The 14,445-nt window shown below is 74.2% G+C and carries 13 protein-coding genes; 9 read left to right on the top strand and 4 right to left on the bottom strand.

What is annotated here, in order from left to right; translation table 11 throughout:
• Positions 1–213: 213 nt before the first annotated feature.
• A complete protein-coding gene (locus tag ACIRST_RS13505; RefSeq protein WP_350522536.1) occupies positions 214–1,260 on the top strand; it encodes an NlpC/P60 family protein in 1,047 nt (348 codons plus the stop codon).
• A gap of 179 nt (positions 1,261–1,439) precedes the next feature.
• Entirely contained in the window at positions 1,440–2,462 is a 1,023-nt protein-coding gene (locus ACIRST_RS13510; protein WP_402802387.1) for a hypothetical protein, read from the top strand.
• 21 nt (positions 2,463–2,483) lie between these two features.
• Here ACIRST_RS13510 and ACIRST_RS13515 read toward each other — a convergent pair whose 3' ends face one another.
• Positions 2,484–3,854: a glycosyltransferase 87 family protein gene (locus ACIRST_RS13515; protein ID WP_402802388.1), complete on the bottom strand. Its 1,371-nt coding sequence runs from the start codon at positions 3,852–3,854 to the stop codon at positions 2,484–2,486.
• A gap of 214 nt (positions 3,855–4,068) precedes the next feature.
• On the opposite strand from ACIRST_RS13515, the gene ACIRST_RS13520 reads away from it, so the two are divergent.
• A complete protein-coding gene (locus ACIRST_RS13520) occupies positions 4,069–5,205 on the top strand; it encodes a glycosyltransferase family 4 protein (protein WP_350522533.1) in 1,137 nt (378 codons plus the stop codon).
• 55 nt (positions 5,206–5,260) lie between these two features.
• On the opposite strand, the gene ACIRST_RS13525 is transcribed toward ACIRST_RS13520, so the two are convergent.
• Positions 5,261–7,054, bottom strand: a complete 1,794-nt coding sequence (locus ACIRST_RS13525; RefSeq protein ID WP_350522532.1) for an AMP-dependent synthetase/ligase — start codon at positions 7,052–7,054, stop codon at positions 5,261–5,263.
• Between the two features lie 314 nt (positions 7,055–7,368).
• On the opposite strand from ACIRST_RS13525, the gene ACIRST_RS13530 reads away from it, so the two are divergent.
• From ACIRST_RS13530 to ACIRST_RS13550, 5 genes are all read left to right on the top strand, one after another.
• The gene (locus ACIRST_RS13530; RefSeq protein ID WP_350522531.1) at positions 7,369–7,830 is read left to right on the top strand and encodes an SRPBCC family protein; all 462 of its coding nucleotides are present in this window, start codon (positions 7,369–7,371) and stop codon (positions 7,828–7,830) included.
• Between the two features lie 24 nt (positions 7,831–7,854).
• The gene (locus ACIRST_RS13535) at positions 7,855–9,027 is read left to right on the top strand and encodes an ArsA-related P-loop ATPase (RefSeq protein WP_350522530.1); all 1,173 of its coding nucleotides are present in this window, start codon (positions 7,855–7,857) and stop codon (positions 9,025–9,027) included.
• 93 nt (positions 9,028–9,120) lie between these two features.
• Complete coding sequence (locus ACIRST_RS13540; RefSeq protein WP_402802389.1) at positions 9,121–9,609, top strand: DUF5304 family protein; 489 nt, start codon at positions 9,121–9,123, stop codon at positions 9,607–9,609.
• Positions 9,610–9,801: 192 nt separating this feature from the next.
• Positions 9,802–10,749, top strand: a complete 948-nt coding sequence (locus tag ACIRST_RS13545) for an ROK family glucokinase (RefSeq protein ID WP_350522528.1) — start codon at positions 9,802–9,804, stop codon at positions 10,747–10,749.
• 178 nt (positions 10,750–10,927) lie between these two features.
• On the top strand, positions 10,928–11,731 hold the full coding sequence (locus ACIRST_RS13550) for an endonuclease/exonuclease/phosphatase family protein (protein ID WP_402802390.1): 804 nt from the start codon (positions 10,928–10,930) through the stop codon (positions 11,729–11,731).
• 78 nt (positions 11,732–11,809) lie between these two features.
• Here the strand turns inward: ACIRST_RS13550 and ACIRST_RS13555 are convergent, their stop codons facing one another.
• Positions 11,810–12,619, bottom strand: a complete 810-nt coding sequence (locus ACIRST_RS13555) for a hypothetical protein (protein ID WP_402802391.1) — start codon at positions 12,617–12,619, stop codon at positions 11,810–11,812.
• Positions 12,612–13,406: an alpha/beta hydrolase gene (locus ACIRST_RS13560; RefSeq protein ID WP_402802392.1), complete on the bottom strand. Its 795-nt coding sequence runs from the start codon at positions 13,404–13,406 to the stop codon at positions 12,612–12,614. The genes ACIRST_RS13555 and ACIRST_RS13560 overlap by 8 nt, the downstream gene beginning before the upstream one ends.
• Positions 13,407–13,604: 198 nt before the next feature.
• On the opposite strand from ACIRST_RS13560, the gene ACIRST_RS13565 reads away from it, so the two are divergent.
• Positions 13,605–14,426: a lysophospholipid acyltransferase family protein gene (locus ACIRST_RS13565; RefSeq protein ID WP_350522524.1), complete on the top strand. Its 822-nt coding sequence runs from the start codon at positions 13,605–13,607 to the stop codon at positions 14,424–14,426.
• Positions 14,427–14,445 lie beyond the last annotated feature (19 nt).

The raw sequence follows: 14,445 nt of genomic DNA on the forward strand, positions 1-14,445 counted from the left end.
GCTCCTCGCAGGCCCGGTCTTCCACCACGGAAGGCCGGGCCTGCGGCGTTGGCGGCTGCTCGGGCTGATGTCCGATTGAAGGTCAAATATTCGGGTCCGTAGGGGTTTGGACTCGCTTGCCCGGACTCGCTAACGTCTGCCACCGGACTCCCGCTCGACGGCCGCCCGCCACGGGCGGCCGCGGGGCCGCGCCGCAGGATTGGAGCCGCTGCCGTGCTTGTGCACCGCCGTTCCCAACTGCTCGCCCGTGCACTGGTGCTGACGGCGGCCGCCACCACCGCGCTGGGCGTGGCGACCGGCGGCGGCGCCCACGCCGCCCCCGGCAGCCCGGACCCGGCCGACCGCAAGGACGTCCAGGCGCAGGTCGAGCAGCTCTACGACGAGGCCGAGCAGGCGTCAGAGCAGTACAACGCCGCACAGGAGGCCCAGCGCCGGCTCCAGGGGGAGACCACGATCCTGCAGGGCGAGATCGCCGTCGCCCAGGACCAGCTCAACGAGCTGCGCGGCGACCTGGCGACCGTCGCCGGGGCCGAGTACCGCGGCGGCGGGATGACCCAGACCGCCCAGCTGATGCTGTCCCCCGACCCGGAGGGCTACCTCGCCCGCGCCCGCACCATGGGCCAGGCGTCGCAGCGGCAGCAGGAGACGCTGCACGAGCTGGTCACCCGCCAGCGCCGGCTCGACCAGCGGCGGACGGAGGCCACCGGAAAGCTCGCCGAGCTCGACCAGGCCCGTCGCTCGCTCGCCGACGGCAAGCAGCAGATCCAGCAGCGGCTGGCCAGGGCGCAGAAGCTGCTCAACGGCCTCGACGCCGCCGAGCGGGCCAGGATGACCGCCCAGGACGCCCGGGACGCCGAGCAGCGCGCCACCCGCGGCACCGACCGGCTGGACCTCGGCACCGCCCCGCCCGCCTCCGAGCGCGGGGCGGCCGCGCTGGCCGCCGCGGTGCGCATGATCGGCTCGCCGTACGTCTACGGAGCCACCGGGCCCCGCGCGTTCGACTGCTCCGGTCTGATGTACTACAGCTGGCGGCAGGCCGGAGTGACCCTGCCGCGCACCTCGCAGGCCCAGGCGTACGCCGGCCGGCGGATCGACCTATCCGAGGCGCGACCGGGAGACCTGGTGATCTTCTACCGGGACATGCACCACGTCGGCATGTACGCCGGCGGCGGTGTGATCGTGCACGCCCCCTACCCGGGCGCCAAGGTCCGCTACGAGAGCGTCAACGCCATGCCGGTCTCGGGGGTGGTCCGGCTCTGAGCACGTCCCCTTCGCACCCCGCCGGACCCGATCCGGCGCACGTACCCCGCCGCGCGCTGTCCCGGCGGGGTGCGCTGCTGCTCGCGGTCGGCGGGCTGGCCCAGCTGTCGCTGCCGCCGCTCGCCCCGGCGGCGGCACCGGTCGGGGCGGTCGCCGACCGGCGCGCCGCGGTGGCGGCGGTGCTGGCGGAGCGGGCGCGCACGCTGGAGGCCCGGTCGGGGCTGCCGGTGGCCGAGGCGGCGTACCGCAACCTGGTGCTCGCCGCGGGCGGCGGGCCCGACCGGCTGACCGCCGCGGCCGACCTGGCGGTGCGGATCGCCGGGTACGACGACCACCCCGTGGTGTACCCGCGCCGGATCGAACTGGCCGCGGCCGCGGACGGCTGGCGGGTCGAGCGCGAGGAGAGCGCCGACGGGCCGCCGGCGCTCTGGGACTTCGGCGCCGTCCGGCCGGCGCCGGGCACGCACAGCCTGGTGCTCGCTTCGGCCGACGGCCCTGACCCGGCCGGGCTGGTCGTGGTGGGCGACCGCGCGGTGCCCGCCGTCGAGGAGGTCTGGGGCGACGCCTGGCCCGGCCGGCTGCTGCTCGAACTGCCCGCCACCGAGGAGCAGTTCGCCCGGCTGCTGGAGGGCGACCCGGCGGGCTGGGCGGACATGGCGGCGGTCACCGTGGCCGCCCCCGGCGCACCCCGGAACACCCCGGCGGACCGGGTGCTGGTCAACCCCGAGGCGTACGGCCGGCTCAGCGGCTTCGGCCGCCAGGTGGTCGTCACGCACGAGGCCACCCATGTCGCGACCAGGGCCGACACCCGGGCCTGGACCCCGATGTGGCTCTCCGAGGGCGTCGCCGACTGGACCGCCTACCGCGACAGCGGCCGCAGCCCGCAGCAGATCGCCCCCGAACTGGCCCGGGACGTCGCCGCCGGGAGGCTGCCCGCCGAACTGCCCGCCGACCGGGACTTCGCCGCCGGCGCCACCGGCATCGCCCAGGCCTACGAGCAGTCCTGGCTCGCCTGCGAGCTGATCGCCCGCCGCAACGGGCCGCAGCGGCTGGTCGCCTTCTACCGGGCGGTCGGCGCGGACGACGGGCAGGGCGAGGACCGCGAGCGCCGTACGGACCGGCTGATGCGCGCCGAACTGGGCGTGGGCCTGGCCGACTTCACCCGGCTCTGGCTGGACGAGGTGGCGGCGCTGAAGGACTGAGGCCGGCGGGCCGCAGCAGCGTCAGCGCCGCGGCTCGGCCGGCGTGCCCAGGTGGTCGATGCCGTCCAGCAGGTCCTGCTCGTACGCGATGCCCGGGCGCACCGGGTACCCGGCGGCCGGCAGCGCGGCCGGCTCGCGGTCCAGCACCACGGTCGCGGGCAGCGGCGCCTCGCCCCGGGTGGAGCGCCAGAGCCGGACGCAGGAGAGCACGGTGGCGGCCACCAGCAGCAGGTTGCGCAGCGCCAGCACCGTGATGGCGCCCGGGTCGCTGGCCAGGATCTGGGTGAACATCGTCGGGAACTCGACCAGCGTGAGCGGGCAGGCGAGCAGGATCAGCAGCGCCACCGGCCGCTGGCTGGTGCCGCGCACCGTCAGGCAGACCGCCGCGACGCCGACCAGCCAGACCAGGTACTGCGGGCTGATCACCCGGCTGGTCACCACGAAGACCAGCAGCGCGCACAGCGCCGCGTCGTACATGGTGGCCGCGTTGCGGCGCTTGGAGGTGAAGCGCCACAGCAGCAGCCAGAGGAAGCCCAGCACGGTGCCGGCCATCATGACCTTGCTGATCACGCCGACCCACGGCCCGAGCATCTCGGGGGAGCCGTAGTTCATGGTGACCCGGCCGTCCCAGCCCCCGGCGATCCGGGCGAAGTGCAGCGGCAGCGCGCCGACCGACTCGACCTCGATGCCGCGGTCCTTCTGGAAGGCCAGGAAGTCGAAGGCGCCGTTCATGCCGGCCGCGAGCAGGAAGCCGATGGAGACGGCGGTGGCCCCCGCCAGCGTCCAGGAGCGGCGGGTCCGGCGGCCGGAGGGGGTGCCGATCAGGCCGAGCAGCGGCCAGACCTTCACGATGCCGCCCAGGCCCAGCAGCAGCCCGCCGACCGCCGGGCGACGGATCAGCGCCAGCAGGCCGGCCAGGGCGACCGCGGTGACGATCATGTCGAAGCGGTTGTAGATCATCGGGCCGAGCAGCGGGACGCCCACCACCCACATCCAGGCGCCGGTCAGCGCCCGGCCGCGGCGCAGGCCGGTACGGATCAGCAGCGCGGCCGCGGCGGCGTCGGCGATCCCGCAGATCACCCAGAACGAGACCAGGTACGACCAGGGCAGCAGACCCGGCAGCAGGATCACCAGGGCGGCGCCCGGCGGGTACTGCCAGGTCACGTCGTCGAACGGGAAGGTGCCGGTCTGCAGCACGCCGTACCAGGCGTGGTAGATCATCCACACGTCGGCGGTGACGTCGCCGCCCGGCGACTTCAGCACGCCGGTGATCAGCAGCACCAGCAGGGTGCGGGTGGCCACCCAGGTCGCGCCGAGCGCGGCCAGCGCCCCGAGCGGGCGGCCGAGGCGGCCGCGCGAAGAACCGGGCTCGGTGGCCGGGGCCAATTCCACTGCGCTCCCTCGTTCGTCTCGGACGTCCTCACCGGAGGCGTCGTACTGACGGACGCCCGGGCCGCGTCGCACAGCGGCCTAGGTACTAGGACTGACCCGGGGGTCAAACGGTTGCCGTGCGCGGTTCCGTTCCCGGCGGGTCATGGTGTTGACCTATCGTACGGATCACCCAGCGGTACACCGAGCACCCCCCGACCGAGCGAGCCGTGGCCTGATGCACAGAACCTTGATCGTCACCAATGACTTCCCGCCCCGACCGGGGGGCATCCAGGCCTTCGTGCACAACATGGCCGTCCGTCAGCCCGCAGGAAGCATCGTGGTCTACGCCTCGACCTGGCGCGACGGCAGCGAGGTGCGGCGCTTCGACGCCGAGCAGCCGTTCCCGGTGATCCGGGACCGGACGAAGGTGATGGTTCCCACACCCCGGGTCACCCGGCGGGCCGCCGAGATCCTGCGCGCCGAGCGGTGCGACTCGGTCTGGTTCGGCGCCGCCGCCCCGCTCGGCCTGATGGCGCCCACGCTGCGCCGGGCCGGGGCCGGACGGCTGCTCGGCATGACGCACGGGCACGAGGCCGCCTGGGCCCAGCTGCCGGTCTCCCGGCAGTTGCTGCGCCGGATCGGCGCGGGCACCGACGTGCTGACCTACCTGGGCGAGTACACCCGCTCCCGGATCGCCGCCGCGGTCGGGCCGCAGGCCGCGGCCCGGATGGTGCAGTTGCCGCCGGGCGTGGACGAGTCCACCTTCCACCCGGGCTCCGGGGGCGCCGAGGTCCGCCGCCGGCTCGGGCTGGCGGACCGGCCGGTCGTGGTCTGCGTCTCCCGGCTGGTGCCGCGCAAGGGCCAGGACACCCTGATCGAGGCGATGCCGCAGATCCTGGCCGACGTGCCGGACGCGGTGCTGCTGATCGTCGGCGGCGGCCCGTACCGGGCGGACCTGGAGAAGCTGGCCGACGCCACGGGCGTCCGTGACTCGGTGCGCTTCACCGGCTCGGTGCCGTGGGAGGAGCTGCCCGCCCACTACGGGGCCGGGGACGTCTTCGCGATGCCCTGCCGGACCAGGCGCGGGGGGCTGGACGTCGAGGGCCTGGGCATCGTCTACCTGGAGGCCTCGGCGACCGGCCTGCCGGTGGTCGCGGGGGACTCCGGGGGCGCCCCGGACGCGGTGCTGGAGGGCGAGACCGGGTACGTCGTCCCGGGCGGCTCGGCCTCGGCGTCGGCCGAGCGGATCGTGCGGCTGCTGCGTGACGAGGAGCTGCGCCGGCGGATGGGCGAGGCCGGGCGGCGGTGGGTGGAGCGCTCCTGGCGCTGGGACCTGCTGGCCGGGCGGCTGACCTCGCTGCTGGCGGCCTGACACGACGACGGGCCCCGCCTCCTTCTCGGGAGGCGGGGCCCGTCGTGCTACCCGGTCACTTCCGGTAGATGGCCTCGATGTCGGCCGCGAAATCCTTGAGGACGACGTTGCGCTTCAGCTTCAGCGAGGGCGTCAGGTAGCCGCTCTCCTCGGAGAACTCGGTGTCCAGCACGCGGAACTTCTTGACCGCCTCGGCGTGCGAGACCGCCGCGTTGCCGTCGTCCACCGCGGCCTGCAGGGCGGCCAGCAGCTCGGGGTCCTGGGCGAGGTCGGCGGCGGTGGCGTCGGCGGGCTTGCCGTTGAGCTCCTTCCACTTCGGGAAGAAGTCCTGGTCGATGGTGATCAGGCAGGCGATGAAGGGCTTCCGGTCGCCGACCACCATGACCTCGCCGACCAGGGCGTGGGCCCGGATCCGGTCCTCGATCACGGCGGGGGCGACGTTCTTGCCGCCGGCCGTGACGATGATCTCCTTCTTGCGGCCGGTGATGGTCAGGTAGCCCTCGGAGTCCAGCGAGCCGATGTCGCCGGTGGCGATCCAGCCGTCCTTGAGGGTGTCGGCGGTGGCCTGCGGGTTGTTCCAGTAGCCGGTGAAGACGTGCGGGCCCTTGAAGAACACCTCGCCGTCCTCGGCGATCCTGACCGAGGCGCCGGGCACCGGCTGGCCGACCGTACCGATCTTCGGCTTGTCCCACGGGTTGAAGGTGGTGGCCGCGCAGGTCTCCGTCAGGCCGTAGCCCTCCAGGACGGTGAAGCCGATGCCCCGGTAGAAGTGGCCCAGGCGCTCGCCGAGCGGGGCGCCGCCGGAGATGGCGTGGGTGGCCCGGCCGCCGAGGGCGGCGCGCAGCTTGCTGTAGACCAGCTTGTCGAAGACCGCGTGCTTGAGCCGCAGGACCAGGCCCGCGCCGCCGGCGTCCAGCGCCCGGCTGTAGGCGATCGCGGTCTCGGCGGCCTTGTCGAAGATCTTGCCCTTGCCGTCGGCCTGGGCCTTGGCGCGGGCGGTGTTGTAGACCTTCTCGAAGACTCTGGGCACGCCCAGGATCAGGGTCGGCTTGAAGGCGGCCAGCTCGGCGGTGACGTCCTTGATGTCGGAGACGTGTCCGAGCTTCATCGGGGCCATCGCCGGGCAGATCTCGGCGATCCGGCCGAGCACGTGGGCCAGCGGCAGGAAGAGCAGGACGGAGCTCTCGCCGGTGGTGAACAGCGGGGCCAGGCGCTCGACGACGTTGCCGCACTCGGCCATGAAGTTGCCGTGCGTCAGCTGACAGCCCTTCGGGCGGCCGGTGGTGCCCGAGGTGTAGACGATGGTCGCGATCGAGTCGGAGGTGGCGGTCGAGCGGTACTCGGCGACGGTCCCGTCGGAGACCTCGCGACCGGCCTCGGCCAGCGCGGCGATCGCGCCCTGCTCGATCTGCCAGGTGTGCTTCAGCTCCGGGAGGCGGTCGCGGACCTCTTCGACCACCGCGTGGTGATGGTCGGTCTCGGTGAGCACGGCGACCGCGCCGGAGTCGCCGAGGATCCACTCCACCTGCTCGGCGGAGGAGGTCTCGTACACCGGCACGGTGATGGCACCGGCCGACCAGATCGCGAAGTCCAGCAGCGTCCACTCGTACCGGGTCCGGGACATGATGCCCACGCGGTCGCCCGGGCGGATGCCGGCGGCGATCAGGCCCTTCGCGGCGGCGTGCACCTCGACCAGGAACTGCGCGGCGGTCAACTCCTGCCACTGGCCGTCCACCTTGCGGCTGAGGACCGCGACGTCCGGGTGCCGCTCGGCGTTCTGGTGCACGAGGTCGGAGAGGTTACCGCCGCTCGGTACCTGGTAGAGGGCCGGAAGGCTGAAGTCGAGCAAGACTGCTCCTCGTTCGCGACGCTGCGGGACGGCAGGACGTTACTGCCCGGTAGGCAGCTTCGACCAGGGGGGTCGGGCCCGGTGTTCGAAGTGTCACACCCGGCCGGGTCCGACCAGGCCGTGACCGGGTCGTTCGAATGGCACCCTACGGTAGCCATGCGGTGACCGGCCGGTAGCATGCCCCGCCGCCGCCCGCAGGGCACCGCCCGCGCGGCCGAGGGGATCCCCGGTCGCGATAGCCTGCTCCGGGCGGACCGGGCCGAGCGCGTCCCGGACGGACCGGCAGGCAGAGGGACGACGCGGAGGGCCATTCCATGGCGGAGCACACCAGGTCGAGCATCACCATCGACGCGACCCCGGCCACGGTCATGGCCGTGATCGCCGACTTCGCCGCCTACCCGGCCTGGACCGGCGAGGTCAAGGAGATCGAGGTCCTGGAGACCGGCGAGGGCGGCCGCGCCAGCCAGGTCCGGCTGCTCCTCGACGCCGGCGCGATCCGCGACGAGCACGTCCTCGCCTACACCTGGGACGGCGACCGCGAGGTCAGCTGGACCCTCGTCCGCAGCCAGATGCTCCGCTCGCTGGACGGCTCCTACACCCTCGCCCCGCTGGCCGGGAACCGCACCGAGGTGACCTACCAGCTCGCCGTGGACGTCAAGATCCCGATGCTGGGCATGATCAAGCGCAAGGCCGAGAAGGTCATCATCGACCGCGCCCTGGCCGGACTGAAGAAGCGCGTCGGGGACACCTCCGGCACGACGCCCTCCGAGGGCTGACACCGCGGAACGGGGGCCGACGGCATGACGGCGACACGCACCATCCTGGTCAGCGGCGACGCGGGCGCGCCCGCGGTGGCCGCCGCCACCGCCCTGCACGCCGCCCGGCGCGGCCACCGCACCTGGCTGCTGGCGGCCGACGACCCGCACCGCACGCTGGACGCCGTCCTCGGCACCCGGCTGGAGCCCGAACCGCTCGAATACGCGCCGGGCCTGGCCGTCTCCCGGATCGACGAGCAGGCCGCCTTCCGCTACGCGGTCGGCGAGCTCACCGGCCGGCTCAAGCCCGCCCTCGACCTGCTCGGCGCCGAACAGCTCGACCCCGAGGAACTCACCGCCCTCCCCGGCATCGCCCGGCTCGCCCTGCTGCGCGCCCTGCCCGCCGCCGACCAGGACGTCCTGGTGGTGCTCGCCCCGCCGCCCGCCGAACTGATCGCCACCCTCGCCCTGCCCGAGCAGCTGGCGCGCTACCTGGACCGGCTCGTCCCCGAGCAGCGGCAGGCCGCCCGGGCACTGCGACCGCTGCTGGCCGGACTGGCCGGGGTCCCGATGCCGGCCGAGTGGCTGTACGAGGGGCGCGGCAAGGCCGCCGCGGCGCTCGCCGAGTCCCGCGCCGCGATCACCGACCCCGGTACCAGCGTCCGCCTGGTCGTCCCGGCCGACGGCCACCCGTACGAGGAACTGCGCCGGATCCGGGCCGGGCTCGCGCTGCACGGGCACCGGCCGGACGCCGTGGTCGTGCACGGCGCCCTGCCCGAGGCCGCCGTCTCCTCGCCCGACCCCTGGCTCGCCGCGCTGGCCCGCCGCCGGCAGGAGGAGCTGGCCGGGCTCGCCGCCGGGACCGACGCCCCCGTCCTGGTCACCGACCTGGCCGACGCCACCCTGGAGGGCGTCGCCGACCGCCTGTACGGGGACGGCCCCGGGCCCGAGCGGCTCGACCCGGCGCCCTGGACCGTCGAGGACCGGCTCGCCGCGGACGGCCTGCTGGTCTGGCACCTCGACCTGCCCGGCGCCGACCGGGCCGAGCTGGACCTGGTCCGCCGGGGCGACGACCTGGTGGTCGGCCTCGGCGCGCACCGCCGGGTGCTCGCCCTGCCCTCCGCGCTGCGCCGCTGCACGGTGGCCGGGGCCGGGCTGCTGGACGGCGTGCTCTCGGTGCGGTTCGCGCCCGACCCCGCGCTCTGGCCGCAGGGCTGACGGGCCGTGCGACCTTTCCGGGGCGTACGGCCGGTCGGGTAGCGTCGGGCCGGAGGGCCGCGGGGTGCGGCCACGGCTGAGGAGGCGCCCGCGATGACCAGCACCGACGACCGCACCGAACCCGTCGGCGACCGCGCCGGGTCGGCTCGTGAGCACGCCGAGCACGCCGAGGCCGCGGGCGGAGGCGCCGGGGCGGGCGACGGGCGGTCCGGGCCGCAGGCCGACGGTCAGGCTCACCCGTTCGGGCCGGAGCTCGGCCCGCTGGTGGACGAGGTGCGCAGGTTCGCCACCGCGCTCGGGGAGAAGGCCCAGGAGACCAGCGCCACCACCCTGATCACCCTCTCCGGCCTCGCCGACCGCCTGCGCACCCAGCAGCCGGAGGTCTACGGCCACCTCGCCGCCGCCGGCTCCGGGATCGCCGCCGCGGGCGCCGAGCTGCTGGCCGCCTACCGTGCGGCCGTGGTCGGGCACGAGAACCGCTGGACCGCCGGCCGTGGCGCGGCCGCCGAGAAGATCGACCTCGACGGGCCCGGCGGGCCGGACGGGTCCGACGGGACTGACGCACCGTCCGCCAAGCAGTGAAACCGTAACTTCCGGAGGGTGATCGCGTTGCTCTCGTGCGTCACGAGGACGGAGCCTAGATACGACTTTTGAAGAGTCGCGGCCCGGTTGCCCCAGAATTGTCTTCGAATAATGTATGCGAGGCTGTGTACGGGAGCGGACTTGGGCGGTACCGTTCCGTCCAGCGGGAACGAGTGAATAGCTGAGGGACACATGGCTCTGACCATCGGCGTCGATGTCGGCGGGACCAAGATCGCGGCAGGCGTGGTCGACGAGGCGGGCGCGATCCTGGCCCGGACCAGGGTGCCCACCCCGGCCGACCCGCAGTGGGCGGTCGATGCCATCGCGCAGGCCGTGCGCGAGCTCAAGGAGCAGCACCCCGGCGTCGCCGCGGTCGGCGTCGGCGCCCCCGGCTTCGTCGACAGCAACCGCTCCACGGTGATCTTCGCGCCCAACATCGACTGGGAGAACGAGCCGCTGCGCGGCCGCGTCGAGGAGCTCACCGGTCTCGACACGGTGGTCGAGAACGACGCCAACTGCGCCGCCTGGGCCGAGTTCCGCTTCGGTGCGGCCGTCGACCACCAGGACATGGTGCTGATCACCGTCGGCACCGGCATCGGCGGCGGCATCGTCCTGGACGGCCGGCTGCACCGCGGCCGCTTCGGCGTGGCCGGCGAGATCGGCCACCTCAACATGGTCCCGGACGGCCTGCAGTGCGGCTGCGGCGGCAAGGGCTGCTGGGAGCAGTACGGCTCCGGCCGGGCGCTGCGCCGCTACGGCCGGGAGAAGGCGGCGGCCGACCCGGTGCGCGGCCGACGGATGCTGGAGCTCAACGACGGCGTGGCCGAGACCATCCGCGGCATCCACATCACCGAGGCAGCCGAGGACGGCGACCCGCTCGCCCTGGAGTGCTACGCCGAGCTGGCCGACTGGCTGGGCCGCGGCATGGCCGACCTCGCCGCGCTGTTCGACCCGGGCGTCTTCGTGCTCGGCGGTGGCGTCTCCGACTCCGGCCGTCTGCTGCTCGACCCGGTCGCCAAGGCCTTCGAGCACTACCTGACCGGCGGCGTGCACCGCCCGCGTGCCGAGGTCGTGCTGGCCTCGATGGGTTCCGCCGCCGGCATCGTCGGCGCGGCGGACCTCGCCCGCATTCCCGCGTAGCCGCTTCCTCCCTTTTCACCCTCCCCGGGGCGCACCCCGCCCCCTCCCAGCCCGCCGGCGGCGGTGCGACCGGGCCCCGACCGATCCCGGACGCGCCGCCGCCGTCGCACGTCCGGCCCCCGCCGCGTACGGTCGGAGCCGGTGACGACGCACCCGGTGACGACGTACAGGGAGGGCCATGACCGCCACGACCACGACCGCCGTGACCGCGACCGAGGCGACCGCGACCGAGGCGAGCGCCGCGACGGCCGAACCGTTGCCGCCGGGCGGCCCGCGGCGGCTGCGCCTGCTCAGCTACAACGTCCGCTCGCTGCGGGACGACCGGCGGGCGCTGGCCCGGGTGATCCGGGCCTGCGCGCCGGACCTGGTCTGCATCCAGGAGTCACCGCGCTACTGGCGCCCCGAGGGCCAGGCGGCCGGGCTGGCCCGCAGCACCGGGACGGTCGTCCTGGCCGGCGGCGGCCGCACCGCCGCCGGGCCGCTGCTGCTCGGCCGACCCGGAGCGGCGGAGGTGCTGGGCGTGCACGACCGGCTGCTGCCCAAGACCCGCGGCCTGCACGCCCGGGGCTTCGCCACCGCGCTGCTGCGGCTGCCTGGCGCGGCGCCGTTCACCCTGACCAGCTGCCACCTGAGCCTCGACGCCGAGGAGCGGTACGGGCAGTTCGAGCTGCTGCTCGACCAGCTCGGTATCACCGAACACGGCGTCGTGGCAGGGGACTTCAACGAGCACCCGGACGGGCCGGGCTGGCGGCTGCTGGCCTCCCGGCTGCAGGACGGGTACCCGACCGCGCCCTGGGGCGGGGAGTACACCTCGGTGCCCGAGCGCCCTTACCAGCGGATCGACGGCGTCTTCGCCACGCCGGGGATCACCGTCCTGGGCTGCGGGGTGCCGCACGGACTGCCCGGTGTCACCGAGGCCGACCTGCGGGCCGCGACCGACCACCTGCCGGTGCTCGCGGTGCTCGAACTTCCCGAGGCCTGAGGGTCCGTCGTCGGACCCTCGGCCTGCGGGCCGAACCCGCCCTTGATCCTCCGGCCGGGAGGTGGCGGACGACGGACGCTAGACGACCGCGCCGTGGTCCGGATCCTCCGGCTCGTCCTCGTCGCGGTCCCGCATCCGGGCCACCAGGGTGACGAAGCCGCCGAGGAAGGAGGTGATCCCGACCCAGGCGGGCCAGCCGGAGATCTCGCGCCAGACCACCGCGTCGACCAGCAGCAGGGCGGGGCCGCCGAGCACGGCGAGCCAGGCGAACTTGGCGGTCACGTCGGCGGCGGGCAGCGGCGGGGGCTCCGGCGGGACGTAGTGGTCCTCGTCGGTCTCCTCGTCCAGCTCGAAGTCGCGCGGGCCGGCGCCGGAGGCCGGCATCACCGGTCGGCCGGAGCGGGGGCGGGGCTGCGGGGCGAGGTCGGACAGGTCCTCCCGGCCGGCGCTGCCGTCCTTGTAGCCGCCCTTGAGCTCGTTCTGCGCGCGGAGGTTCTCGACCTCGGGCCAGTTGGGGTTGTTGAGGTCGACCGGGTCGTCGAACTGGGCGATCAGGGCGGCGAAGATCTCGTCCTGCTCGGCCTGGCTGCGCTCGGGCGCACGGCGCGGCCGGGGCTCGGCGGGGGCCTCCGCCCCCGCGGTGTCCTCGGCGGCGTCCTTCCCGGCTGCGGACGCCGACGCGGAAGCGGGCGTCACGGCCCCGTCCGCGCCGGTGTGCTCCGCCGGCGCACCGCCCAGGGTGCCGTCGTCGGTGCCGCCGTCGCCGGTGGCGCCGTCCCTCGTGCCGCTGTCCCTCGTGCCGCCGTCCTTCGTCGCGCCGTCCTCGCGGGGAGCCTCGTCCCCGCCGCCCGCCGTGCTGCTCTCGTGCACTTCCGGCCCTTCAGCCATGGTGATCATCCGATTCGACCCGGGTTGCGCCCGCCGCGTGCGCGGGGGCCAGCCGTCGGATGAAGTCCTGGCTGGCCGCGAATATTTCCGCCGCGTCGTGGTCCAGCGTCGCGACGTGGAAGCTGCGCTCGCACAGCCGCTCCGTCACGTCGGTCGAGGATATCCGGGCCAGCACCAGTTCCGAGTTGGCCGGAGAGACCACGTGGTCCTGCGGGCTGTGGAAGAGCAGCACCGGCTGGGTCACCTCCGGCAGCCGGCGCTGGACCTCCTGCCACAGCCGGCTCAGCGACCAGGCGGCGTGCAGCGGGGTCCGGTCGTAGCCGAACTCGGTCACGCCGTCCTTGGCGATGTCGTCGGCGATCCCGGGCAGGCTCGGCACCAGGTGGCGCAGCACCGGAAGCAGCACACTCGCGGGGGTGTCCGAGCGCACCGACGGGTTGACCAGCACCAGGCCGGACACCGTCGGACCGTGCAGCGCGGCGAGCCGCAGCGACAGCGCCCCGCCCATCGACAGCCCGAAGACGAAGACCCGCTCGCACTCGTCGGCCAGCGTCAGCAGCTCGCGCTCGACCTCGGCGTACCAGTCCTCCCAGCGGGTGAGCTGCATGTCCTGCCAGCGGGTGCCGTGGCCGGGCAGCAGCGGCAGCGAGACGGTGAACCCGGCCGCGGCCAGCTCCTCGGCCCACGGTCGCAGCGACTGCGGCGACCCGGTGAAGCCGTGACAGAGCAGGACCCCCACCGGTCCGCCGTGGTGGCGGTACGGTTCGGCACCGGGCAGCAACGACATGGCGGACTCCTTCGCGGGCGGGTGGCGCTGGGGGAGGGACGCTGGACGGGAAGCTGCTGGAATCCGCATCGTCCCACGCCCCGCGCCGGGTCGTACACCCCCGCCGGAGGCCGGGCGCAGGCCACTTCGGCGGGGCCGGGCACAGCGGGGGGTCGCGGGGCATTAGGATCGACCGGTCCGCATAACAGGAGGCCCGGGTTGTTCTACCGACTGATGAAGATGATCGTCGCGCCACTGCTTCGGATCTTCTTCCGGCCGTGGATCGAGGGTGAGGAGAACATCCCCACCGAGGGTGCGGCGATCATTGCGAGCAACCACCTGTCCTTCTCGGACTCGTTCTTCTTCCCCGCGCTGATCAAGCGCCGGGTCACCTTCATTGCGAAGGCCGAGTACTTCAACACCCCGGGCCTCAAGGGCCGGCTGACCGCCGCCTTCTTCAAGGGCGTCGGCCAGCTGCCGGTGGACCGCTCGGGCGTGCGCGGCGCCGGCGAGGCCGCGATCCGCAGCGCCATCGCGGTGCTGGACCGCGGCGAGCTGTTCGGCGTCTACCCCGAGGGCACCCGCTCGCCCGACGGCAAGCTGTACCGCGGCAAGGTCGGCGGTCTGGCCCGCGTCGCGCTGGCCACCGGTGCCCCGGTGATCCCGGTCGCCATGATCGACACCGAGAAGGTGCAGCCGCCCGGCCAGGTGGTCCCGAACTTCGGCATCCGCCCCGGCATCCGGATCGGCCGCCCGCTGGACTTCTCCCGCTACCACGGCATGGAGAACGACCGCTTCATCCTCCGTTCGGTGACGGACGAGGTGATGTACGAGATCATGCGGCTCTCCGGCCAGGAGTACGTGGACATCTACGCGACCGCTGCCAAGCGGCAGATCGCCGACGACAAGAAGAAGGCCGACGCCGAGCGCCGCGCCGCCGCCAAGGCGGAGAAGGCGGAGGCCGCCGAGGCCGAGAAGGCGGAGAAGGCCGCGGAGGCCGAGAAGGCCGCCGAGGCGGACAAGGACACCGGCTCGGCCTGACGGCCCGGCCGGGCCCGGG

Source organism: Kitasatospora sp. NPDC101447, from assembly GCF_044767225.1.
Classification (GTDB): domain Bacteria; phylum Actinomycetota; class Actinomycetes; order Streptomycetales; family Streptomycetaceae; genus Kitasatospora.

Bases quoted from the DNA above. Each gene is read 5' to 3' on its own strand.
- ACIRST_RS13550 (WP_402802390.1), top strand. From the start codon at position 10,928: ATGACCGCCACGACCACGACCGCCGTGACCGCGACCGAGGCGACCGCG.
- ACIRST_RS13560 (WP_402802392.1), bottom strand. From the start codon at position 13,406: ATGTCGTTGCTGCCCGGTGCCGAACCGTACCGCCACCACGGCGGACCG.
- ACIRST_RS13535 (WP_350522530.1), top strand. From the start codon at position 7,855: ATGACGGCGACACGCACCATCCTGGTCAGCGGCGACGCGGGCGCGCCC.
- ACIRST_RS13555 (WP_402802391.1), bottom strand. From the start codon at position 12,619: ATGGCTGAAGGGCCGGAAGTGCACGAGAGCAGCACGGCGGGCGGCGGG.
- ACIRST_RS13530 (WP_350522531.1), top strand. From the start codon at position 7,369: ATGGCGGAGCACACCAGGTCGAGCATCACCATCGACGCGACCCCGGCC.
- ACIRST_RS13540 (WP_402802389.1), top strand. From the start codon at position 9,121: ATGACCAGCACCGACGACCGCACCGAACCCGTCGGCGACCGCGCCGGG.
- ACIRST_RS13520 (WP_350522533.1), top strand. From the start codon at position 4,069: ATGCACAGAACCTTGATCGTCACCAATGACTTCCCGCCCCGACCGGGG.
- ACIRST_RS13545 (WP_350522528.1), top strand. From the start codon at position 9,802: ATGGCTCTGACCATCGGCGTCGATGTCGGCGGGACCAAGATCGCGGCA.